This is a genomic window from Dyella dinghuensis (assembly GCF_003977615.1).
GTDB lineage: Bacteria > Pseudomonadota > Gammaproteobacteria > Xanthomonadales > Rhodanobacteraceae > Dyella_B > Dyella_B dinghuensis.
This window is the reverse complement of the sequence record NZ_RYZR01000008.1, coordinates 1-22,213: the sequence shown is the minus strand read 5'-3', so window position 1 is coordinate 22,213 and position 22,213 is coordinate 1. Positions and strand designations below refer to the sequence as shown.

General features: G+C 57.9%; 18 protein-coding genes, 2 tRNA genes and 2 rRNA genes. 11 read left to right on the top strand and 11 right to left on the bottom strand.

Translation table 11 applies throughout. The annotated features are described in order from the left end of the window. Complete coding sequence (locus tag EKH79_RS17225; RefSeq protein WP_126675090.1) at positions 1-1,416, bottom strand: hypothetical protein; 1,416 nt, start codon at positions 1,414-1,416, stop codon at positions 1-3. Then, positions 1,413-2,348 carry an ABC transporter ATP-binding protein gene (locus EKH79_RS17220; RefSeq protein ID WP_126675089.1) on the bottom strand — a complete coding sequence of 312 codons (936 nt, stop codon included), beginning with the start codon at positions 2,346-2,348 and terminating at the stop codon, positions 1,413-1,415. The genes EKH79_RS17225 and EKH79_RS17220 overlap by 4 nt, the downstream gene beginning before the upstream one ends. Before the next feature lie 92 nt (positions 2,349-2,440). Between EKH79_RS17220 and EKH79_RS17215 the strand changes: the two genes are divergently transcribed. From EKH79_RS17215 to EKH79_RS17205, 3 genes are all read left to right on the top strand, one after another. Beyond that, positions 2,441-3,043: an LON peptidase substrate-binding domain-containing protein gene (locus EKH79_RS17215; RefSeq protein WP_126675088.1), complete on the top strand. Its 603-nt coding sequence runs from the start codon at positions 2,441-2,443 to the stop codon at positions 3,041-3,043. Between the two features lie 13 nt (positions 3,044-3,056). Next, on the top strand, positions 3,057-3,875 hold the full coding sequence (locus tag EKH79_RS17210; RefSeq protein WP_126675087.1) for an SDR family oxidoreductase: 819 nt from the start codon (positions 3,057-3,059) through the stop codon (positions 3,873-3,875). Positions 3,876-4,147: 272 nt separating this feature from the next. Further along, positions 4,148-5,488: a sigma-54 dependent transcriptional regulator gene (locus EKH79_RS17205; protein WP_126675086.1), complete on the top strand. Its 1,341-nt coding sequence runs from the start codon at positions 4,148-4,150 to the stop codon at positions 5,486-5,488. A gap of 53 nt (positions 5,489-5,541) precedes the next feature. Here the strand turns inward: EKH79_RS17205 and EKH79_RS17200 are convergent, their stop codons facing one another. From EKH79_RS17200 to EKH79_RS17175, 6 genes are all read right to left on the bottom strand, one after another. Beyond that, positions 5,542-6,897: a hypothetical protein gene (locus tag EKH79_RS17200; RefSeq protein WP_199754374.1), complete on the bottom strand. Its 1,356-nt coding sequence runs from the start codon at positions 6,895-6,897 to the stop codon at positions 5,542-5,544. A 49-nt stretch (positions 6,898-6,946) separates the two neighbouring features. Continuing rightward, entirely contained in the window at positions 6,947-7,954 is a 1,008-nt protein-coding gene (locus EKH79_RS17195; protein ID WP_126675085.1) for a hypothetical protein, read from the bottom strand. Between the two features lie 55 nt (positions 7,955-8,009). Further along, positions 8,010-8,720 carry a C39 family peptidase gene (locus tag EKH79_RS17190; protein WP_233590378.1) on the bottom strand — a complete coding sequence of 237 codons (711 nt, stop codon included), beginning with the start codon at positions 8,718-8,720 and terminating at the stop codon, positions 8,010-8,012. Between the two features lie 152 nt (positions 8,721-8,872). Continuing rightward, the gene (locus tag EKH79_RS17185; protein WP_126675083.1) at positions 8,873-9,784 is read right to left on the bottom strand and encodes a hypothetical protein; all 912 of its coding nucleotides are present in this window, start codon (positions 9,782-9,784) and stop codon (positions 8,873-8,875) included. 34 nt (positions 9,785-9,818) lie between these two features. Beyond that, entirely contained in the window at positions 9,819-10,472 is a 654-nt protein-coding gene (locus EKH79_RS17180) for a hypothetical protein (RefSeq protein ID WP_233590377.1), read from the bottom strand. A 9-nt stretch (positions 10,473-10,481) separates the two neighbouring features. Next, on the bottom strand, positions 10,482-11,024 hold the full coding sequence (locus EKH79_RS17175; protein ID WP_126675082.1) for a hypothetical protein: 543 nt from the start codon (positions 11,022-11,024) through the stop codon (positions 10,482-10,484). Between the two features lie 348 nt (positions 11,025-11,372). Here EKH79_RS17175 and EKH79_RS17170 point away from each other — a divergent pair, with 348 nt between their 5' ends. Together EKH79_RS17170 and EKH79_RS17165 are read left to right on the top strand one after the other, a co-directional pair. Continuing rightward, complete coding sequence (locus tag EKH79_RS17170) at positions 11,373-12,611, top strand: acetylornithine transaminase (protein WP_126675081.1); 1,239 nt, start codon at positions 11,373-11,375, stop codon at positions 12,609-12,611. Between the two features lie 37 nt (positions 12,612-12,648). Next, on the top strand, positions 12,649-13,068 hold the full coding sequence (locus EKH79_RS17165; RefSeq protein ID WP_126675080.1) for a lactoylglutathione lyase: 420 nt from the start codon (positions 12,649-12,651) through the stop codon (positions 13,066-13,068). Positions 13,069-13,087: 19 nt separating this feature from the next. On the opposite strand, the gene EKH79_RS17160 is transcribed toward EKH79_RS17165, so the two are convergent. Genes EKH79_RS17160 through thiE form a run of 3 tightly spaced genes read right to left on the bottom strand, consistent with a single transcriptional unit; the run spans position 13,088 to position 15,875 of the window. After that, entirely contained in the window at positions 13,088-13,948 is an 861-nt protein-coding gene (locus tag EKH79_RS17160; RefSeq protein WP_126675079.1) for an ion transporter, read from the bottom strand. Positions 13,949-13,953: 5 nt separating this feature from the next. Then, positions 13,954-15,237 carry a glutamate-1-semialdehyde 2,1-aminomutase gene (gene hemL / locus EKH79_RS17155; RefSeq protein ID WP_126675078.1) on the bottom strand — a complete coding sequence of 428 codons (1,284 nt, stop codon included), beginning with the start codon at positions 15,235-15,237 and terminating at the stop codon, positions 13,954-13,956. Next, the gene (gene thiE, locus EKH79_RS17150) at positions 15,234-15,875 is read right to left on the bottom strand and encodes a thiamine phosphate synthase (protein ID WP_126675077.1); all 642 of its coding nucleotides are present in this window, start codon (positions 15,873-15,875) and stop codon (positions 15,234-15,236) included. The genes hemL and thiE overlap by 4 nt, the downstream gene beginning before the upstream one ends. 91 nt (positions 15,876-15,966) lie before the next feature. Between thiE and EKH79_RS17145 the strand changes: the two genes are divergently transcribed. The 6 genes from EKH79_RS17145 to EKH79_RS17120 all read left to right on the top strand — a co-directional run bounded on the left by EKH79_RS17145 (position 15,967) and on the right by EKH79_RS17120 (position 22,004). Continuing rightward, positions 15,967-16,161: a rubredoxin gene (locus EKH79_RS17145; RefSeq protein WP_126675076.1), complete on the top strand. Its 195-nt coding sequence runs from the start codon at positions 15,967-15,969 to the stop codon at positions 16,159-16,161. A 102-nt stretch (positions 16,162-16,263) separates the two neighbouring features. After that, a complete protein-coding gene (locus tag EKH79_RS17140; RefSeq protein WP_126675075.1) occupies positions 16,264-16,446 on the top strand; it encodes a hypothetical protein in 183 nt (60 codons plus the stop codon). Between the two features lie 538 nt (positions 16,447-16,984). After that, a 16S ribosomal RNA gene (locus EKH79_RS17135) occupies positions 16,985-18,531 on the top strand. Positions 18,532-18,643: 112 nt separating this feature from the next. After that, positions 18,644-18,720 (top strand) — tRNA-Ile (locus EKH79_RS17130). Between the two features lie 107 nt (positions 18,721-18,827). Further along, a tRNA-Ala gene (locus EKH79_RS17125) sits at positions 18,828-18,903 on the top strand. A 222-nt stretch (positions 18,904-19,125) separates the two neighbouring features. Beyond that, positions 19,126-22,004, top strand: a 23S ribosomal RNA gene (locus EKH79_RS17120). The 16S and 23S rRNA genes sit together here with 2 tRNA genes alongside, the layout of an rRNA operon. Positions 22,005-22,213 lie beyond the last annotated feature (209 nt).

The window sequence follows — 22,213 nt, the reverse complement described above, 5'->3', positions numbered from 1 at the left end:
CTAGCCAATCGGTGCATCGAAACGCGGCGGCCGCAACAGATATTCGCGTTGTGCGGCAAACCAGGCGCTCAATCCGAATCCAAGCGTGATCACGGCCAGGATGCCGCCGCCGATGAGATAGTCGAAGGTATCCACCAGCCAGTAACCGCCCCAGTAAACGCCCATCACGCCGAACAGAATCACGAAGTTGACGATGGTGCGGCCGGTTGTTCCTTCCGGGCCGATCAAGTGAACCGCTAATGCGGCGAGGCTGGCTGACGCGGAAACGATCGCCGCGACAAACAACATGCGCCAGGGATCGGCCGCATGCACCAGCACGGCGCCGAGTGCCGTGTACACCAAAGCCGTAAGCATGCTGATCGGCACAAGCACGGTCAGTGCATCCGATACGACCTTTTGATACTCGGCGCGTGTTTCGGGTGCCAAGGTCAGATACAGATCCGCCATGTTGGGGCGCATGCGTGTCATGCCGACATTCAACTGTGGAAAGCGCGAAATGCTGAGCATGATCGAATACGCGCCGATGATCGTCGCATTGAAGTGCTGGCGATGCATGACCACGAAGAAATAAAAGAACACGATCACCGCTACCAGTGCGATGCGCAGTGCAATCGCTTCGGGATTGTCGTGCGGCAACAGCAAGCGGCGGACCAGCACCATGCGACGAGTGAGTGTCGGATGTCGTTTGTAGCTTGCCAAGGCACGCGTCATGGCACGTTGCGACGCTGCGTCATAAAGCGCGGCGATACGCTTGCCGAACGCGCCGGTGCGTCGTGGCTCGCCCGGCATGCTGCGCGTCTGCATGCGTCCAAGACTGGTGCTTTCCAGCGGTGAAGCATCCACATCGCGATCGTTAATGCGCAGCAGGGGCGTGACGCTGAGCCGGACAATCAACGCAGCGACTGCCAGAATAAGAAGTGGCGTCAACGGCGACTGCACAGCGACCTTCATCACCTGTACAAACACCGCCGGCATCCAGCCAAGCACGATAAAGGCCGGCCAAATGAAGATGGCTGCGCGCGGGTTGCAGCCCATCATCAGTCCAATCGCGGCGATCAGCACCGTCATGCTGGCGACAAGCGGCAGATGTGAAACATGCAAAAGGGTGGCAAATACCAGCGGAATCAAAATCCATTGCGCGATATCTATCGCTGCATAGTTGAGCAACCGGCGCCGGAAGTCTGGCAACAGAAAACTCTCCGGAACGCACAGGCTGCGCAAGCTATAACCTTGCCCCATATGCCAGAACCAGGTACCCATACCGAACAGCGGCGTGGCGAGTGCGAGCATGCCGTTGTCGCCGCTTAACGCCATCACGCCCATGACCAAGGCAGCGAGCCACAACGCATTGGCGACAACCACCAGCAACGGCATCCGCCGGAAGAGCTGCAGCCAGATATGCCAGGACGCTTTCATGCCAGCTCCACGAACAGATCTTCCAGCGTGGGCGTTTCGATCTGTACCGTGGCGTTTTCGCGCGCCGCCAGTGCGTGAAGGCTTTCGACCATAGGATCTTCGACAAGCAGCACAGCGCGGCGATCCTGCACATGCGATTTCAATGTGCCTGCTACAACGGGCGGATGGCTCCAGGCTTCGGGGCGCTCAAACACGACGCGCTTGAGCCGCTCGCGAAGTTCGGCGAGCGGTCGCATGAATTGAATGCGACCATCGCGAAGCAATGCGATGTCGGCGTCGGCGCGTTCGAGATCGGCGGTGATGTGCGTGGAAAAGATCACTGTCTTGCCCGGCGCGCGCATCAACGTGAGCAGCTCACTCATGAAGGCACGACGTGCTTGCGGGTCGAGGCTGGCAACGGGTTCGTCCAGCACCAGCAAATCCGGATCGGGTGCGATCGCGCGCACAATCGCCAGTTTCTGTCGCTGACCTTGGGACAGTTCGCCGATCTTCTGTTTCCCATCGAGTTCCCACGCGCCGAGTAAGCGGTCGACCAGCGATGCGTTCCAGCGCTCGTAAAACGCGGCCGTGAAATCGAGGTATGCACGTACTTTCATCCACGGAAACAGATCGAACGTCTGCGGCACGAAACCGATGCGATGCATGCGCTTGCCACCGGGCTCCAGCATCGATTCGCCGAATAGCTCGACGCTGCCGCCATCGATGGGCGAGAGCCCCAGCAGACAGCGAAGCAAGGTTGTCTTGCCCGCACCGTTGCGCCCGAGCAGACCGATGACGCGTCCGGACGGAACGCTCCAGTCCAGCGATTGGATCACTTGCCGTTTCTTGAACGATTTCTCCAGTCCACGCACCTGCACGACGGGTGAGGCAATGGACTCCGGCGCGGGCATCGACGTCGCCGGTTCAACAGAAGCCAGGTTGGAAGCAGACATCCCTGCAAGCACTCCATAGAAATAGGCACGACCACTCTGCCTGTGCGGTGGCAGGCCGTCCAGTGGGGTCTTGTGCCGTTAAACTAGCCCGCATGGCTGCCCAGCTTCCTTCCACTGAAATTCCGCTGTTTCCGCTCAATACCGTGCTTTTCCCGGGCGGCCAGCTGCAGTTGCGTATTTTCGAACCGCGTTATCTGGATCTCGTGCGCGAATGCACGCGTACCGGTTCATCGTTCGGTGTGTGTCAGATTCTGGAAGGGCACGAAGCAGGTGCACCTGCGACGCCTGCCGCGGTGGGTACGCTGGCGCGCATTGTCGACTTCAGTTATCGCGAAGACGGTTTGCTCGGCATCACGACGGAAGGTGGCAGTCGTTTCCGCGTCGTGCGTACGCGCGTGCGTTCGGATGGTTTGCTGCGCGGCGAAGTAGAGCCATGGCTGGATGAGGAAACCCAGCAGGTGCCGGTGGAATTCGCACTGCTGCAAACCATTCTGGAACGTTTGATTGAAACGATCGGGCCGCAATGGCGCAACGCCGAGCGATCATTGTATGACGATGCGAGCTGGCTCGGATTTCGGCTGGCGGAGTTGTTGCCGCTGGCAGGCGAAGAGCAACAGCAATTGCTGGAAATGATCGATCCATTACAGCGTCTGGCTGCGGTGCGCGATATCCTGCCTCGTTTCCAGAAAGCCTGAGACGGGTATTCCCATGAGCACTCTCGCCGGCAAGACGTTATTCATTACGGGTGCCTCGCGCGGCATCGGTCTGGCCATTGGCCTGCGTGCCGCACGCGATGGTGCGAATGTGGTGATTGCTGCGAAGAGCGGCGTTCCAAATCCCAAATTACCCGGCACGATTTACAGCGCGGCCGCCGAGATTGAAGCGGCAGGCGGCAAGGCGCTGGCGCTGAAAGTGGATATCCGCGAGGAATCGGAAGTGCACGACGCTGTCGCCAAAACCGTCGAGCGCTTTGGCGGCATCGACATTGTGGTGAACAACGCGAGTGCCATCTGGCTGGCCGGTACGGAAGGCACGCCGATGAAGCGCTATGACCTGATGCATCAGGTCAATTCACGCGGCACGTTCATGGTCACGCAGGCGTGTCTGCCGCATTTGAGGAAGGCCGCCAACCCGCATGTGCTGATGCTGGCGCCGCCGCCGAACCTCGATCCAAAATGGTTCGCACCGCATACGGCTTACACCATCGCCAAATACGGCATGAGCCTGTGCGTGCTTGGCATGAGTGCGGAACTTGCCTCGTCAGGTATCGCTGTCAACGCGCTATGGCCGCGTACTGTGATTGCTACGGCGGCGATCGCCATGATCGATGGGGTGAAGCCGGAGCACTGCCGTCGCCCAGAGATCGTTGCCGATGCGGCGCACGCGATGTTGATCAAGCCGTCCCACGCATACACCGGTCACTTCGCGATCGACGAGGATGTCCTGCGCGAAGCGGGCGTTCGCGACTTCGATGCCTATGCCTATGAGCCGGGTAATCCGCTACTACCCGATCTATTTCTGAACTGATGGGTTCACCAGAAAACGATGCGGCTGTCATCAGGCCGCCGCTATTTCCTGCGTAATATCGACCCCACTCCGCCCAAAACCAAACGGTTCGGTCCGTCGATTAATTGCTTAAAAAGTGATCACTCGGCTAGAAACCGGTGTATATTCCGTGAACTGCATCACATTCATGCGGTCCATTGTTGCAGTGCATCTAAGTGTTGGGGTGGGGAAGGAAGTTGCCGACAGGGACGCGGTAACGCTGTAGCTTCAGCAATCCTTAGGGAGGCGTTGCGATGACTAGCGACACATCGATCCGCTGTGTTGTGTGGTTCGGACAGCCTACGAGCGCTGAAAGAGCGCAGTTGGCGCAAGCAGGTTGGCATACGCGCGTTGCCGATGCAGGCACACAGGGTAGTGGCGTTGGCATCCGTCGCGGCGATATGGTTGTTGCGATGGCTGACTTACGCAGCGCGGGTAATGATGCGCTGCTCGAAATGGCCCGCTTGATGGCCGAACAGCCGCGACTTCCATGGCTTGCATTGCTCTCGGCCGATACGGCCGTCCAAACACCTGACGTAGAGCGCGTGCTGCGCGCAAGCATCGATTTCTTCACTGCACCGATCGACATGCAGCGTTTGATCGAGACACTTGCCACACTCGCTGGCGATACGCCTCCACCTGTTGCGTACACCGATGTCCCCGGCATCACCGGTGCAAGTCCGGCGATGATGGCCGTGGTGGCCGCCTTACGCAAATACGCGCCGGTCGATTTGCCGGTGTTGATCACGGGCGAGACGGGTACCGGCAAGGAAGTTGCGGCACGCGCCTTGCACAAGTTGTCGCCGCGTCGCGATCATCCTTTTGCAGCCATCAATTGCGGCGCATTGCCTGCAAACTTGGTGCAGTCCGAGTTGTTCGGTCATGAACGTGGCTCGTTCACCGGCGCGAACGCACGCCGCATCGGCCATTTTGAAGCGGCCGCAGGCGGCACCGTATTCCTCGACGAAGTCGGCGATTTACCGCCGGACGCGCAGATCAGCCTGCTGCGATTGCTGCAGGAAGGAACGCTGGAGCGCGTCGGTTCCACTCAATCCATCAAGCTCGATGTGCGTGTGCTGGCTGCGACGCACGTCGATCTCGAAAAAGCTGTAGCGCAAGGCCGCTTCCGCGAAGATCTTTACTATCGGCTCAACGTACTGCGTCTGCGCATGCCCGCCTTGCGCGAGCGTGCCGAAGATGTGCTGCAGCTCGCACAGTTGTTCCTGGACGCGTTCCGCAAGCAGCACGATTGCCATGCACGCACGTTCAGCGCGTTGGCGCGCAAGGCGCTGATTGATTTCTCCTGGCCCGGCAACGTGCGTGAGCTGCTCAATCGCGTTCAACGCGCGGCTGTCGTGGCAGAAGGCGCGCAAATCAGTGTCGCCGATCTGGATTTGCAGGAAGTCGTCAATCTTCGGCAGGCGCATTCCAGTCTTGGCCTGACACGCACGTCGGCAGAGCGCGATGCGGTGGTCGCTTGCCTGCGCGAAACGCGATTCAACATCAGCGAGTGTGCGCGTCGACTGAAGGTATCGCGCGTCACCATCTACCGGCTGTGCAAAAAGCACCAGTTGGTGCTGGAAGACATGCACTAAAAAAAGCGCAGGCCATCGGCCTGCGCTCGGTGTCTCCCCTGGAAAGCGATGTTTTAGAACATGTAGGGAATCTTGAACGTCAGCGTGAAGTCTGGCGCGTCTGGCGTCATGCCCATGCCGAGTATCGTCACGAGCGTCGTGTGCGAGTCCAGCGCGTAGGTGAATCCAAGATTCAGCGTTGCCGCATTCGCCTGACTGCCGATGATCTTCGTCCACGAGCCGCCGGTTTCGCGCAGCGAATCCTTGCCGTTGATGCGATCGCTGAACGAAAGGCTCAGGCTCGAACGGTCGTTGAATGCGAACGCGAGACCCGCACCGTAGTAATACACATCGGACAACTTCACGCTGCCTGGCGTGACGACCTGCGGGTCGGTGTCGATATCACTGAAGCCGCGAATGAGCGAATGGATGTAACCGATATTGCCGAAGACGATTGCCGGGTCCATCGTTTTCACGAAAGACGAACCCAACGTGGCCTGCCACACACCGTTGCCAGTAGGCTGTCTGCTGGGCACGGCGAACTCTTCGTATTGCGACGTGGAAACGTTGTACCACTTGATGCCGTACGGAGCGAGACCGCTTGGCGCCGTCACGCCAAAGGTCAGCACGGTATCCGGGCGATGGGATGTTTCCGTCAGAATCTTGTAGTTGACGGATAGATTTACATCGCCAAGGCCTTTGCCGCTGGACTGTGCTTCATCGATGGACGCCGCCGAACCACCCGCACCACCTTGCTGATAATCGGTAGCACGTCCGACGTACGGCACATCAAGATTCACGCTCAATCGTGGCGTGATGGCATAACGACCGATCAGATCGTACGTCAGTGAATCGGATGTCACGCGATCGATGGCGATGTTGCCAAGGAAAATCGAGTTCAAGGCCAAAAAGCCATTGAGCGTGAGTTCGGCGCGGTCGTAGTGGTTATACGTCAGGTCGCTTTCAAGCGTGAACTTTCGGCTGAAATAAGCGTTCTGCGTCTGCTCAACCACGTCTTGCACGCTGCGAGACTGCGAGGAGTTGCTCGACTGTGTACTCTGCGTAGTCGACGCCGCCTGCGTGCTTTCCACTGCGCCATTGTTTGCCGCAGTTGTGGTGCCGGAGGTTCCTTCTGTGCCGGCAACTTCGGCGGGAATCGGGTTCGGTGTCGTTTTACCGGCGATGCGCGCTTGTATCGCCTGCACTTGCATGTCGAGCACACGGAGGCGACGCACTTCCTGTGCGTAACTCACCTTAAGTTGTTGCAATTGGCGGACGAGCTCCTGCACGTCCGCTTGATCCTGTGCGCTTACCGCCTGACCGGATGCGGGGGCTGCGGTGGACCGGGCATCCTGTCCAAAAGCGGCAAAACTCACTACACCGGATATCCAACTGCACGCCACGGCTGTGGCCAATAGTGTCTTGCGCATGGTTGTATCCCCTGCATGGTTAGAACGTGCGCTGGGCTAGTGCGCGCGTTCAGTGGCCGTTGAGATGGGAAAGATTCAGTGACTGCGCCAGCGTGTGCGCGAGCTGTTCCGTGCTGCTCAATTGCTGCGTCACAAGATTCACGATCATCTGGTTGGTCACCACCGCGTTGTCGGTAGCCAATTGGATTTCCTGGCCAAGGCTGCCTGGGTGCATAAACTGCGACGCCGTCCCCTGGCCGTCGATCGATGCCGTTACTTCAGCGCTGTTGTTGGAGTACGTGGAAGAAACGCTTGACCCACCGACGGTGGCAGTACGCCCTGTAGGCGTCGCAGCGCCCGTGTTGGTGGTCGTGCCAGGCGCCGTATTGCCAGCGAGGTTGTTGCTGTTGCCTGCTGTGTTGTTGCTGTTGCTGTTGCTTGTTGTGCTGTTGCTGGTATTGCTGGTGTTGTTCGAGTTGTTACTTCCGCCGTTGTCCGGTGAAGTCGTGCTTGTCGATGAATTTGTGTTCGTCATCGATCCCGTCGATGTGACGCTGGCTACCGATGGCGTGGACGGATCATTCGAACTGGATGACGTCGTGCTGCTATTGCTCGTCGTCGATGTATTGGGGGCGCTTCCACCATTCTGGATGTTCAAGCTGGTGACGTTCGCCGCGGCGTTGTTATCGCCGGCGATCTGCACGCTTTGAACAAAGCCGCCTACATTGGCCACGCCGCCGCTTTGAATGCCGCGACTCACATTGGACTGGACGGTGGATGCCGTCGGTAGTGGCGCATTAGGTGTGGTGATCGTGACGGTTGGAACAAACGTAACCTGCGGCGAATTGCTGTTCTTCGAGAAATTCATCCCGATGGTCAGCGTACCTTGCAGCGTTTGTCCGGTGTTCGATTGGAACGTGGTAATCATCTCCACGCCGAAATACACGACCGTGTTGTCGCCGACGACATAGCGGCCGCGCATGTCCGCCAGTTCGGGATCGGTAACGTCGTGAATACCTGCGCCAAGATGGCTGTCGTTCGGCTCGTCATTGGCCAGAACGGGAGCACACCTGCACATAATTCCTAGTGCAAGTGCGGTAAAAATCAATGAACGCTTATACATGACCAAGCCCTCAGAACAAATCGGCATGGGTGAAGCCGAAGTCCAATAATTCGGCGTCTGTGATGGCGCCACCTTGGCGAGCGAAGAGATTCCTTGCACTGGGTTTGTCGACCGGCTGCAATAAGACGGTATTCCGGTCGAAGTCGCTCCCAATCACGACGAACAACACATGCGAGGGCCATGCTTTCATGAAGGCATCCAACTGCATGGTGCGATTGCCGAGCATGGGGTCGGCAAGCTCCACCTGATCATCGTGAACCTGCTTCAGGACAACAAAGTGGCGATAACCGCGAATGTCCATCAGCACAATCACCGGAACGCGCAGCGAGCGCAGGCGCGCCATGTCGACTCGATAACCACGACCGCGCATACCCAGCGATTCGACGTAGTGCTTGATATCGAGCATGGAGAATCCACGCTTCTTGACGATATCCGGGTCCGATACACCGAGCATTCCATCGATGACGACGGTCTCGTCGACATCCAGGTGATAGCCGTAGCGTAGTAACGTTGCCAACGCCGCCGCGCCGCAGCTGTAATCGGTGTGCTGCCGCACGATGTTCGTGAAGTGCAGCTCCTTCATGCTGGTGACATTGGTGCTGTATTGCGCACCATTCGGCAGCACGCCGGAGAAGCTCACGTCGCCCGCGTACGCATGCAAGCTCAAGCAGGCCGCGGCGAGCCCGAGCAAGCCAACGATGTTTGAACCGGCACGTCGCACGATCCTCTCCCTCATCATCCTTGCGAAGGGAAGACCCCCTACCCGCAGGGGACGGGTAGGGGGCTTCCACATGGTGCCCGGCGGCATGTCGCCGGGTTACCGCCCTCGTTGCCGTCTTGCGACGGCGCATTGCTCCTCAGCCTACGAGCCGATTACTTGCTCGGGTTGGCTGCTGCCATGGAGAGGCTGTTGCTCTGCAGGTTGCCTGTGCCGGCGGCCTGGTTCAGGCCGATGTTGCCGCTTGCGTCTTCAGCCACAGAACCCGACAGCGATGCCGTGTTCGTGGTGGCTTGCAACGGGCTGCACCAGCCGAGTGAGCCTGGATCGTTCTGCACGGAATTGCCGGACCATTCCTGGTCGAGCGTCGAGGTTGCCAGCGCGTACACGTTGTTCGAGTTGGTCGCGGCGGCCAGCTGATTCAGCTGCTCGTTGTTGTTGCCCGAAGCCTGGTTCACGCCCACGTTGCCGGAGACGTCTTCGAACGAGCTGCCACTGATCTTCGCTGTATTCGTGGTGCCATAGTTGTACGTCTTGGTGTCCTTCAGCGTCTGCGCAGCAAACGTTTCGGCATCGGCCATTCCACCTGCCGAAGCGCCCGGATCGCCGCCGCCGCAGCTCATGCCCCAGCCACCGCCGCAGTTGAAGGTGAAATCCGCATCACTGCTGCTACTGCCGCTTCCGCCAGCTGCGATCGCTGCACTGTTGCCCTGTGCGTTGAAGTCGCCAGCTGCCTGGTTCACGCCGACGTTGCCGGTTGCGTCTTCGCCTACGCTTCCCTTGATCGTTGCCTTGTTCGACACGTCACTGTTGTTCGTGACGGTGTTGTCGGACGAGTTCTGGGTGGCGCTGGAAAGCGCTACGGCAGCGGAGTTGACGTCGATGCTGCCATCCACTTTGATGCTGCCATCAAGGTTGACGTTGGTCGACAGCGATACTTTCTTGGTGATCTTGACACTGGTTGAGGTTCCGCCCTGGCCCTGGTCGTCGTGCGCATAGGCAGCGGTAACGGTGAACACGCTCAACACAGCAAGAGCGATCAAAGTCCTTCTCAGATTAGCGTTCATGGTGTCCTCTCTAGATGACTGGGTATTTCAGGAATCAATGCGAGGAAGGCGGCGCTGACAACAAAAGCAAGTTGTCCGACGCATTGCCTGATCCCGCGACCTGGTTGAGTTGCATCACACCGTCGAACCCTTCCATTGCAGACGGATCTACTCCCACGCTCCGCGTGCCGCCGGCCTGAGCATGTGGGTTCGACGAAGGTTGCCCCCCTGCCGACGCAGAGACGGTGGCCGACAGGGTGCCGTCCGTCGCCTCGCGTATGCCTTGTTTGGTCAGCGCTGCCGCAACACCGTTCAATTGCGTGTTGTTGTTGCCGCTGACCTGATTGATCGATGCAATGCCTTGAGCGTTGTCATAGGCGTGGCCACTGATCGTGGCGCTTGCATAAAGCGTTGCGTTGGATGCATAGGCGTGCGCATGTTGCTGCGCCTGAATCATCGCCTGTGCCTGATCGCCCACCGCGAACGCACGAAGATTGCCTTGCAGATTGCCGTTGCCGGTAGCCTGGTTGACGCCGGTGACACCCTGCGTGTTCTGCATCGCATTACCGTCGATGGCGGAACTATCGAGATAGGTAAGCATCGCGCTATAGCTGTCGTTGCTTGTCTGCGCGAACGCGGGAGCGTGCCATCCGGTGGCAAGCCACAACCCGATTGCGCAAAGCGCAAGATGACGGAGGATGCGTTTCATCATTCCCCCTCAGTGACCGCCGCCTATAGGCAGCTGCGAGATCGTGTTTGTGATCTGGTCGCTGATGTTGCGCGTGCTATCGACGACGGCACCGGTTGCACCGCCCGCACCACCGCCGGCCGTTAAACTGTTCGTGGTGTTGCCATTGGCCGCGGCTGCGTTATTGCCGCCGGTGTTTTGAGCAAGATCGGGATTGAGTAGGTGCTGTGAACCGCTTCCTTGCCCGGAGGCTCGCGCGCCTGAACTGATACCTGCAGTCAGGTCGTCGATTTCCTGATCAGTTATCTCTCCGTTGCCGGCGCCGTGTACCGCATTCCCCAATTGCGGATTTGGCGACGCACTCACCATCAGCGCCATGCCCGGTGCGGTCGGATTGCGATCCGCCGGGCGGGTAGCGACATTTCGGATCAAAACGATCTCGCCCGGTTGGGCCTTCTGCGCGACTCGCGCGCCATCGGCGAACGAGACGAGCGGGGTGAGCGCGAGTGCCACAGCACTGGCGATTACTACGCAACGGCATACCTGGCCATATGAATGGCGCGAGCTGTCCATGGGCGAGCCTCCCCTACATTTCCTTGATGTATGAATGGCAAGCAACGTGCCATCACCGGAAAACCGGGGAAAATTGAGGAAAATCGCGGCTTCCCGTGAATGGTCCGTCGAGCCGGCGTTAGGGATGTTGTTACAGCCTGTTACACGCCCTCCACGCGATACACGCTCCCAAAGGCCGTGGTGATGCGGTTTTCAGCGGCTGTAACAGCGCTGATACAGGTCACGGTTTGTTGGACAACGCGTGCGTATGGTTGCTGGCGCTGGCATCGGCAGATCACGCTGGTACGATGCGAGCTCCCCATTTTCATCCCAATGGCACGGTCATTGCGGCCGCGCCTGGAGTTACGCATGCAACCTTCGCAGGAACCCTCTGCTCAGCCGCTCATCGACCTTGGCAAGCGTTATTGGCTGCCGGTGTACAAGCCACGCGAGCTGGTGCTCGATCACGGCAACGGTGCGCGTGTGTGGGATACGGAAGGCCGAGATTACATCGACTTCGGCGCGGGTATTGCTGTCAATGCGTTGGGTCACCAGGATCCAGATCTACTTGCCGCGCTGACAGCGCAAGCGAACAAACTCTGGCATAGCAGCAATGTGTTCTACACCGAACCGCCGCTGCATCTTGCCGAAGAACTGGTAAAGGCGGCCGGTTTCGCGGAACGCGTGTTCCTGTGCAACTCCGGTGCAGAAGCCAACGAAGCGGCGATCAAGCTGGTGCGCAAATGGGCGACGACGCAAGGCAGGCCGCCGGAGCAGCGCGTGATCGTGACATTTCGTGGTTCGTTCCACGGACGAACCCTCGCGACGGTCACGGCAACGGCGCAACCGAAATATCAGGAAGGCTACGAACCGCTTCCCGGCGGATTTCGTTATCTGGATTTCAATGATGTTGCCGCACTAGAGCACGCGTTCGCGCAAGGCGATGTCGCCGCTGTGATGCTTGAACCGGTGCAAGGCGAAGGCGGTGTACTGCCTGCGGCCCCGGGTTTTCTGCAACGCATTCGAGAGTTGTGCGACGCGCACGGCGCGCTGCTTGTGCTGGATGAAATTCAGTGCGGCATGGGCCGCACCGGCACCCTGTTCGCGCATACGCAAGATGGCGTCGCGCCGGACATCGTGACGCTGGCGAAAGCACTCGGATGCGGGTTTCCGATCGGTGCGATGCTCGCTGGACCGAAAGTCGCGCAAACTATGCAGTTTGGCGCGCATGGCACTACATTCGGCGGCAATCCGATGGCCGCTGCGGTAGCACGTGTCGCGTTGCGCAAGCTGTCCTCGGATGAGGTGCTTGCGAATGTTCAACGCCAGTCTGCTGTGTTGCGCGAAGCGCTGACATCGATTGGCACCGAGCTGGGTTTGTTCTCCGAAGTGCGTGGTCGCGGATTGATGTTGGGTGCCGTGCTGGCGGAAGGTTATCGCGGCAAGGCAGGTGACATATTGGATTTCGCAGCGGCGCACGGTTTGCTGATGCTACAGGCCGGTCCGGATGTGTTGCGTTTCGTGCCGCCGCTGAATATCGGCGACCAAGACATTTCGGATGGTTTGACTCGGCTTCGCGCCGCGCTTCATGCATTCATAGGCCGATAGTGGCGCTTGCTGGCGCCATCACGTTTAGGACATTTCAATGAAATATCTGCACAGCATGGTCCGCGTTCGCGATCTCGACGCGTCGCTGCGTTTTTATTGCGAAGGCCTCGGCCTGAAACAGGTGCGCCGCATGGACGTGCCGGAAGGAAAGTACACGCTGGTCTATCTTGCGGCGCCGGATAGCCCGGAAGCCGAAGTCGAGCTGACCCACAACTGGGGATCCGAGGAAGATTACGGCTCGGCCCGTAACTTCGGTCACCTGGCTTTCCGTGTCGAAGACATCTATGCAACGTGTGCGCACTTGCAGTCGATGGGTTACACCATCCATCGTCCGCCGCGCGATGGGCATATGGCATTTGTGCGTTCGCCCGATCAGATTTCGATCGAGCTGTTGCAACATGGACATCTGCCGCCGCGCGAGCCGTGGACATCGATGCCCAATACAGGCAGCTGGTAACGCGCGAATCGCAGTGAAGTCAGTCGTTTTCTGCGGGTAGCGTTGTACCGCAAATCCGGCAATGTTGCGCATCGCCTTCATGATCGGCTTGGCCGCAATGCGTGCACGGCGTGTATTTCCTGCGTGCACGCATGCCGGCGGCAAGTTCCGCTGTGAAGATTCCGGTGGGGACCGCAATGATGCTGTAGCCGATCAGGATGATCAGTGACGTCAGCATTTTGCCGAGCGTAGTCTTCGGGGTGATATCGCCGAAACCCACGGTCGTCATGGTCACGATGGCCCAGTACATCGATGTTGGAATCGACGTAAAACCATCTTCCGGCCCTTCGATGAGATACATCAACGCGCCGAAGATCAGCACCAAGGTAAGAATGGTGCTGAAAAAGATCAGTACCTTGCGGCGGGCGCGAATCAGCGTCAGCCAGAGCAGATCGGCTTCACCGACATAACGGGTCAGTTTGAGTATGCGGAAAATGCGCAGGATGCGTAGCGCACGCACTACCAGCAAATACTGACTTCCTGCTGCGAACAGGCTCAACCATGTCGGCAATACCGCGAGCACGTCAACCATGCCGAAGAAGCTGCGCATGTATCGCCATGGCCGATCCACCACGGCAATGCGCATCACGTACTCGAGCGTAAAAGCCAGAGTGAAGAACCACTCCAGCGCATAGAACAGCGTGCTGTAACGAAGATGGATCTGCGCCACGCTGTCGAATACCGCCACAGCAATGCTTGCCAGAATGGCGACGATCAGCAGGACGTCGAAGCGTCGCCCTGCTGTGTCCTCATGCCCGAAGATGATGTGGAACCAGCGCGCTCGCCATCCCGTTGCCGTAGCAGGGCCGAATTGATCGGAAAAAGGCGAGTGCGATGACATGTCGGCTATCCGGCCCGCGCCTGGCGCATGGCCGCGCGTGCCGCGTCCAGCGTGGCTGCCAAGTCTTCGTCGCTGTGCGCGCTGGAGAGGAAGCCTGCCTCGAAGGCACTTGGCGCAAGATAAACACCGCGTTCGAGCATGCCGTGGAAAAAGCGATTGAACAGCGCCGTGTCGGCGGCAGTCGCCTGCGCGTAGCTATGGACTTTTTCGTGAGTGAAGAACAATCCAAACATGCCGCCCACTCGATTGGTGCTGAAAGGAATGCCTTCGCCATCGGCCACCGATTGCAGTCCATCGGTTAGCAGGCGTGTGTGCGCAGCCAGCGTATCGTAGAAGCCCGGTGCCTGGATGAGTTCCAGCATCGCCAGACCCGCGGCCATCGCCACCGGATTGCCGCTCAACGTGCCTGCTTGATAAATGGGTCCGGCAGGAGCGATTTGTTCCATCAGATCGCGGCGTCCGCCGTAAGCACCGACCGGCATGCCGCCGCCGATGATTTTTCCGAAGGTCGTCAGATCCGGTTTCACGCCGTAATACGCCTGCGCGCCGCCGAGCGCAACACGGAAACCCGTCATCACTTCATCAAAGATAAGTAGCGCGCCGTGACGCGTGCATAGATCGCGCAAATCTTTCAAATAACCGTCTTTCGGCGGAATGCAGTTCATGTTGCCGGCGACGGGCTCGATGATGAGTCCCGCGATATCGGAACCATGCTCGGCGAACAGCGCTTGTGCTGCGGCGAGATCGTTGTACGGCAGTGTAAGAGTGAGGTCGGCGTTTGCTTTGGGCACGCCGGGTGATGTCGGCACACCAAACGTCAATGCGCCCGAGCCTGCTTTCACCAGAAAGCTGTCGCCATGCCCGTGATAGCAGCCTTCGAATTTCACGATCTTGCTACGGCCGGTTGCGCCGCGCGCCAGTCGAATTGCGGACATCGTCGCTTCGGTACCGGAGTTCACCATGCGCACCATGTCGATCGACGGCACCAGCTTGATGATGGTTTCGGCCATCGTGATTTCAGCCGGGCAGGGCGTACCGAACGACAAGCCATCGCGCACAGCGCGTTCCACCGCTTCGCGTACTTTGGGGTGGTTGTGGCCAACAATCATCGGCCCCCACGAACCGACATAGTCGATATAGCGCTTGCCTTCCACGTCCCAAAGATAAGCGCCATCTGCGCGCACGGTGAAGAACGGCTCGCCGCCAACAGACTTGAAAGCGCGCACGGGAGAATTCACGCCACCGGGCATCAATTGCTGGGCGCGCTGAAACAGTTCGTGATTCGTCATGAAGAAACGGCTCGATCGGAAAAGTAGAGTTGAGTGAAGTGCTGCGCAGCCGCACGAACGTCTGGACGTCCAAACACGGCCGAAATAACCGCCAGGTAATCCGCGCCTGCTGCGATCAGGGACGCGCCATTGTCCGGTGTGATCCCGCCGATCGCCACCCGGGGAATACCCAGGGCGGCGCTGTGCCGCAACAGATCGACGTGTGCCCGTCGTGCCAGCGGCTTGGTGGGCGAGGGAAAGAATGCGCCGAACGCGATGTAGTTGGCGCCCTGCTTTGTCATCTGTTGCGCGCGTTCGAGCGAGTCGTAGCACGACACGCCGATGATCGCGTTGGCACCCAAGGCTGCACGCGCTTCGGCGATGCCGTCGTCGGTTTCGCCAAGGTGCACGCCGTCGGCGCCGATAGTGCGCGCAAGCGAAATGTCATCATTGATGATCAGCGGTACGCCGTGTTCGCGGCAAAGTGCCAATAACGTTCGGGCTTCATCGTGGCGTCGCTGCGCATCGTGAGTTTTGTCGCGGTATTGCACGAGTCGTGCGCCGCCGAGCAGCGCCTGTTTCACCGCCTCGAAAAGATCGGGGCGCGGACCGTCGGTAATCACATAAAGGCCGCGATCCGGAAAAGATGTGGACGTCATAAATTCACGGGTCAGGCCGATAGGCCGACTTTCGCATCGGCGAAGGAGTTGCGAGAATGCCCTATTCAACCCGATCTGGCGACGCACACCCATGAACCAAGCTTCCACCGACACCACCCTGCGCAAATGGATGTGCGTAGTTTGCGGCTTCATTTATGACGAAGCGCTGGGGTTGCCGGAAGAGGGCATCGATCCCGGCACGCGCTGGAGCGATGTGCCCGATACCTGGACATGCCCGGATTGCGGTGCCACCAAGGACGATTTCGAGATGATCGAAATCGACTGATTTCGCCGCACTCGGCCCGCGAAACGCCCGATTTCGACAGAGCGCGGGCCGTTTCGTCTGTTGGAATGTTCCTCGAGCGATCCTTATCCCCGAGGAACTGCCATGCAGCAATTCATTCCATTTGAAGACGACTGGGACGCACTGGAAAAGCTGCTTCCTGAAGCGTTGATCCCGTATCGCGTGGGTTATGTGCCTGCGCACGAGCCTGCTAGTCACGCGTCACCGTCGGCACCTACTGCCGTTTCTGTGCCTTTATTGGTTCCGGAAGCCGCGAATCAGGCCTGATGCAGCGTTAAGCGGGCGGGTCCTACCGTTTTTCGCTCACGCGTTCAGCTTGGGCATTCGTCGAAAGTAAGTCCCGCGCCACGGCGCCAAGCCCGGTGGCGTCTCGTTTTGCGGGCGTTGCTCATGACGGCGCGGTTACAACCATTCCCCATTTCCGGGAATTCGGTGTGTTTTGCCCCTTCACATCACCCCCGCCCAAGCGCTATGATTTCACCCCCTTCGACGAAACGTCCCGTGTCGAAGGACTCCCCGCTCGCTGAACAACTTTCCAAATTTTGGGTGTTGACGGAAGGGTGAAGAGATGTAGAATGGGCGGCTCACCCCGGACGAAACGTCCACATGGGGCGGCCTCGCAAGAGGTTGGTTTGAGATGATCTTTGACAGTGTGCGCAGGTGACTTGTGTGGGCGTCTTGCGATGGAAGGGAAACCTGTCCAATAAATGCAAGCGTCTAACCTAAGAGTCAATTCAAAAAGCTGACGTTTTACGGTTAGGACAACGCTTCAGAAAGATAGAGTGTCTTCGGACATTCGAAAACTTAAGTGAAGAGTTTGATCCTGGCTCAGATTGAACGCTGGCGGCATGCCTAACACATGCAAGTCGAACGGCAGCACAGTCGTAGCAATACGATGGGTGGCGAGTGGCGGACGGGTGAGGAATACATCGGGACCTGCCCAGACGTGGGGGATAACGTAGGGAAACTTACGCTAATACCGCATACGTCCTACGGGAGAAAGCGGGGGATCAGCAATGACCTCGCGCGGTTGGATGGACCGATGTTCGATTAGCTAGTTGGTGAGGTAATGGCTCACCAAGGCGACGATCGATAGCTGGTCTGAGAGGATGATCAGCCACACTGGGACTGAGACACGGCCCAGACTCCTACGGGAGGCAGCAGTGGGGAATATTGGACAATGGGCGCAAGCCTGATCCAGCAATGCCGCGTGTGTGAAGAAGGCCTTCGGGTTGTAAAGCACTTTTATCAGGAGCGAAATACCATCGGCTAATACCCGGTGGGGCTGACGGTACCTGAGGAATAAGCACCGGCTAACTTCGTGCCAGCAGCCGCGGTAATACGAAGGGTGCAAGCGTTAATCGGAATTACTGGGCGTAAAGCGTGCGTAGGCGGTTTTTTAAGTCTGCTGTGAAATCCCCGGGCTCAACCTGGGAATGGCAGTGGATACTGGAAAGCTAGAGTGTGATAGAGGATGGTGGAATTCCCGGTGTAGCGGTGAAATGCGTAGAGATCGGGAGGAACATCAGTGGCGAAGGCGGCCATCTGGATCAACACTGACGCTGAGGCACGAAAGCGTGGGGAGCAAACAGGATTAGATACCCTGGTAGTCCACGCCCTAAACGATGCGAACTGGATGTTGGTCTCAACTCGGAGATCAGTGTCGAAGCTAACGCGTTAAGTTCGCCGCCTGGGGAGTACGGTCGCAAGACTGAAACTCAAAGGAATTGACGGGGGCCCGCACAAGCGGTGGAGTATGTGGTTTAATTCGATGCAACGCGAAGAACCTTACCTGGCCTTGACATGTCTGGAATTCTGCAGAGATGCGGAAGTGCCTTCGGGAACCAGAACACAGGTGCTGCATGGCTGTCGTCAGCTCGTGTCGTGAGATGTTGGGTTAAGTCCCGCAACGAGCGCAACCCTTGTCCTTAGTTGCCAGCACGTAATGGTGGGAACTCTAAGGAGACTGCCGGTGACAAACCGGAGGAAGGTGGGGATGACGTCAAGTCATCATGGCCCTTACGGCCAGGGCTACACACGTACTACAATGGTCGGTACAGAGGGTTGCAATACCGCGAGGTGGAGCCAATCCCAGAAAGCCGATCCCAGTCCGGATCGTAGTCTGCAACTCGACTACGTGAAGTCGGAATCGCTAGTAATCGCAGATCAGCTATGCTGCGGTGAATACGTTCCCGGGCCTTGTACACACCGCCCGTCACACCATGGGAGTGAGTTGCTCCAGAAGCCGTTAGCCTAACCGCAAGGAGGGCGACGACCACGGAGTGGTTCATGACTGGGGTGAAGTCGTAACAAGGTAGCCGTATCGGAAGGTGCGGCTGGATCACCTCCTTTCGAGAACGACAGATCCTCTGTCGTAAGACGTCCACACAAGACACCTGCACATCCGCACGCCGACGGCGTGAAAGGCTCCATCCCGCAAGGGAGGGGGTCTTTATAGCTTTATGGGTCTGTAGCTCAGGTGGTTAGAGCGCACCCCTGATAAGGGTGAGGCCGGTGGTTCGAGTCCACCTAGACCCACCATTACTAGGGTGTCGATCCATCGACAAGAACCCGGCCATCCATGGCCGGACTCTTCAAGCACAGCCGCTTTGAAAGAAGCGAGATGCAAGCTTGGAGATCCCATGTATGGGGCCATAGCTCAGCTGGGAGAGCACCTGCTTTGCAAGCAGGGGGTCGTCGGTTCGATCCCGACTGGCTCCACCAGTTTTATCGGTAAGCGGATGTGTAGCGCACACAAAAGATTTTGAAACGAGGCGGCGTTGAGGCCGTGCTTGTGATCTTTGAAAATGTAAACGAGTTGACAAGCGTCTTGGTTTGAAACCAAACCGAGATGTGTCGTTGAGGCAACGACGAATGCGTTGTTTGGCACTCCCTATAATTCCTGAGGAGGAATGGGAGTAACCCTGAGGCGACTTGGGGTTATATGGTCAAGCGACTAAGCGTATACGGTGGATGCCTTGGCAGTCAGAGGCGATGAAGGACGTGGCAGCCTGCGAAAAGTGTCGGGGAGCTGGCAACAAGCTTTGATCCGGCAATGTCCGAATGGGGAAACCCACTGCGTAAGCAGTATCCAGCACTGAATTCATAGGTGTTGGAAGCGAACCCGGGGAACTGAAATATCTAAGTACCCGGAGGAAAAGAAATCAACCGAGATTCCCTGAGTAGCGACGAGCGAACGGGGAGCAGCCCAAAAGTGTCGTATGTGTTAGTCGAACAGTCTGGAAAGGCTGGCCGTAGCGGGTGATAGCCCCGTAGACGAAAGCGCACATGGCATGAAATTGAGTAAGGCGAGGCACGAGAAACCTTGTCTGAACATGGGGGGACCATCCTCCAAGGCTAAATACTCCTGACTGACCGATAGCGAACAAGTACCGTGAGGGAAAGGCGAAAAGAACCCCGGAGAGGGGAGTGAAATAGACCCTGAAACCGTATACGTACAAGCAGTGGAAGCCCGTAAGGGTGACTGCGTACCTTTTGTATAATGGGTCAGCGACTTACTGTCAGTGGCGAGCTTAACCGTCTAGGGGAGGCGAAGGGAAACCGAGTCTGAATAGGGCGCATAGTCTCTGGCAGTAGACCCGAAACCACGTGATCTATCCATGGCCAGGTTGAAGGTGCGGTAACACGCACTGGAGGACCGAACCCACATCTGTTGCAATAGATGGGGATGAGCTGTGGATAGGAGTGAAAGGCTAAACAAACGTGGAGATAGCTGGTTCTCCTCGAAAGCTATTTAGGTAGCGCCTCGGACGAATCTTCCTGGGGGTAGAGCACTGTTATGGCTAGCGGGTCATCGCGACTTAGCAAACCATGGCAAACTCCGAATACCAGGACAGACTATCCGGGAGACACACGGCGGGTGCTAACGTCCGTCGTGAAAAGGGAAACAACCCAGACCCGCAGCTAAGGTCCCCAAGTTATCGCTAAGTGGAAAACGATGTGGAAAGGCATAGACAGCCAGGAGGTTGGCTTAGAAGCAGCCACCCTTTAAAGAAAGCGTAATAGCTCACTGGTCGAGTCGGTCTGCGCGGAAGATTTAACGGGGCTAAGCGATACACCGAAGCTCGGGGTGCACACGCAAGTGTGCGCGGTAGAGGAGCGTTCCGTAAGCCTGTGAAGGTGCGTTGAGAAGCGTGCTGGAGGTATCGGAAGTGCGAATGCTGACATGAGTAACGATAATGCGGGTGAAAAGCCCGCACGCCGAAAGCCCAAGGTTTCCTCGCGCAACGTTCATCGGCGCAGGGTGAGTCGGCCCCTAAGGCGAGGCAGAAATGCGTAGTCGATGGGAAGCTGGTTAATATTCCAGCACTTGACTGTAGTGCGATGTGGGGACGGAGAAGGTTAGGTCTACCGGGCGTTGGTTGTCCCGGGGAAAGGAGGTAGGCGGTGATCTTAGGCAAATCCGGGATCACATACGCCGAGCACCGAGACGAGCCCTTTTGGGCGAAGTGACTGAGACCACGCTTCCAGGAAAAGCCACTAAGCTTCAGCTACAGCAAACCGTACCGTAAACCGACACTGGTAGGCAGGGTGAGAATCCCAAGGCGCTTGAGAGAACTCGGGTGAAGGAACTAGGCAAAATGGCACCGTAACTTCGGGAGAAGGTGCGCCCGCCGGTGTGGTCACATGCGTGACTGAGCACTAGCGGGTCGCAGTAACCTGGCCGCTGCGACTGTTTATCAAAAACACAGCACTCTGCAAACACGAAAGTGGACGTATAGGGTGTGACGCCTGCCCGGTGCTGGAAGGTTAATTGATGGGGTCAGCCGCAAGGCGAAGCTCTTGATCGAAGCCCCAGTAAACGGCGGCCGTAACTATAACGGTCCTAAGGTAGCGAAATTCCTTGTCGGGTAAGTTCCGACCTGCACGAATGGCGTAACGACAGCGGCGCTGTCTCCACCCGAGACTCAGTGAAATTGAAATCGCTGTGAAGATGCAGCGTTCCCGCGGCAAGACGGAAAGACCCCGTGAACCTTTACTATAGCTTTACACTGAACGTTGAGTTCTTCTGTGTAGGATAGGTGGGAGGCTATGAAACCGAGACGCTAGTTTCGGTGGAGCCAACCTTGAAATACCACCCTGAAGTGCTTGACGTTCTAACCTAGGTCCGTAATCCGGATCGGGGACCGTGTATGGTGGGTAGTTTGACTGGGGCGGTCTCCTCCCAAAGAGTAACGGAGGAGCACGAAGGTACGCTCAGCGCGGTCGGACATCGCGCACTGTGTGCAAAGGCATAAGCGTGCTTGACTGCGAGATCGACGGATCAAGCAGGTACGAAAGTAGGTCTTAGTGATCCGGTGGTTCTGTATGGAAGGGCCATCGCTCAACGGATAAAAGGTACTCCGGGGATAACAGGCTGATACCGCCCAAGAGTTCATATCGACGGCGGTGTTTGGCACCTCGATGTCGGCTCATCACATCCTGGGGCTGTAGCCGGTCCCAAGGGTATGGCTGTTCGCCATTTAAAGTGGTACGCGAGCTGGGTTCAGAACGTCGTGAGACAGTTCGGTCCCTATCTGTCGTGGGCGTTGGAGATTTGAGGGGGGCTGCTCCTAGTACGAGAGGACCGGAGTGGACGTTCCGCTGGTGTTCGGGTTGTCATGCCAATGGCATTGCCCGGTAGCTATGAACGGAAGTGATAACCGCTGAAAGCATCTAAGCGGGAAGCACGCCCCAAGATGAGATCTCCCGAGAGTTCGACTCTCCTTAAGGCCCCATCTAGACTAGGTGGTTGATAGGTGCGGTGTGGACGTGCAGCAATGCATTGAGCTAACGCATACTAATGAGCCGTGCGGCTTGACCATATAACCCCAAGACGCTTCGTGGCATTGACCAACGAAACATCCCGGACTTTCACCAGACGCTTGTCAACTCGTTTACCCCTTATCCAACGCGAGATATCTATCTCGCGGAAGAGCAAAAACCGGCCACCCATGGCTGGACTCTTCAAAGTTTGAAGCCGGCGCACCCGTGCGCTGCTTCAACCCTTTCCCTGGCGGCTATAGCGCTGTGG

Bases quoted from the DNA above. Each gene is read 5' to 3' on its own strand.
- EKH79_RS17225 (WP_126675090.1), bottom strand. From the start codon at position 1,416: ATGAAAGCGTCCTGGCATATCTGGCTGCAGCTCTTCCGGCGGATGCCG.
- EKH79_RS17220 (WP_126675089.1), bottom strand. From the start codon at position 2,348: ATGTCTGCTTCCAACCTGGCTTCTGTTGAACCGGCGACGTCGATGCCC.
- EKH79_RS17215 (WP_126675088.1), top strand. From the start codon at position 2,441: ATGGCTGCCCAGCTTCCTTCCACTGAAATTCCGCTGTTTCCGCTCAAT.
- EKH79_RS17210 (WP_126675087.1), top strand. From the start codon at position 3,057: ATGAGCACTCTCGCCGGCAAGACGTTATTCATTACGGGTGCCTCGCGC.
- EKH79_RS17205 (WP_126675086.1), top strand. From the start codon at position 4,148: ATGACTAGCGACACATCGATCCGCTGTGTTGTGTGGTTCGGACAGCCT.
- EKH79_RS17200 (WP_199754374.1), bottom strand. From the start codon at position 6,897: ATGCGCAAGACACTATTGGCCACAGCCGTGGCGTGCAGTTGGATATCC.
- EKH79_RS17195 (WP_126675085.1), bottom strand. From the start codon at position 7,954: ATGTGCAGGTGTGCTCCCGTTCTGGCCAATGACGAGCCGAACGACAGC.
- EKH79_RS17185 (WP_126675083.1), bottom strand. From the start codon at position 9,784: ATGAACGCTAATCTGAGAAGGACTTTGATCGCTCTTGCTGTGTTGAGC.
- EKH79_RS17180 (WP_233590377.1), bottom strand. From the start codon at position 10,472: ATGAAACGCATCCTCCGTCATCTTGCGCTTTGCGCAATCGGGTTGTGG.
- EKH79_RS17175 (WP_126675082.1), bottom strand. From the start codon at position 11,024: ATGGACAGCTCGCGCCATTCATATGGCCAGGTATGCCGTTGCGTAGTA.
- EKH79_RS17170 (WP_126675081.1), top strand. From the start codon at position 11,373: ATGCAACCTTCGCAGGAACCCTCTGCTCAGCCGCTCATCGACCTTGGC.
- EKH79_RS17165 (WP_126675080.1), top strand. From the start codon at position 12,649: ATGAAATATCTGCACAGCATGGTCCGCGTTCGCGATCTCGACGCGTCG.
- EKH79_RS17160 (WP_126675079.1), bottom strand. From the start codon at position 13,948: ATGTCATCGCACTCGCCTTTTTCCGATCAATTCGGCCCTGCTACGGCA.
- hemL (WP_126675078.1), bottom strand. From the start codon at position 15,237: ATGACGAATCACGAACTGTTTCAGCGCGCCCAGCAATTGATGCCCGGT.
- thiE (WP_126675077.1), bottom strand. From the start codon at position 15,875: ATGACGTCCACATCTTTTCCGGATCGCGGCCTTTATGTGATTACCGAC.
- EKH79_RS17145 (WP_126675076.1), top strand. From the start codon at position 15,967: ATGAACCAAGCTTCCACCGACACCACCCTGCGCAAATGGATGTGCGTA.
- EKH79_RS17140 (WP_126675075.1), top strand. From the start codon at position 16,264: ATGCAGCAATTCATTCCATTTGAAGACGACTGGGACGCACTGGAAAAG.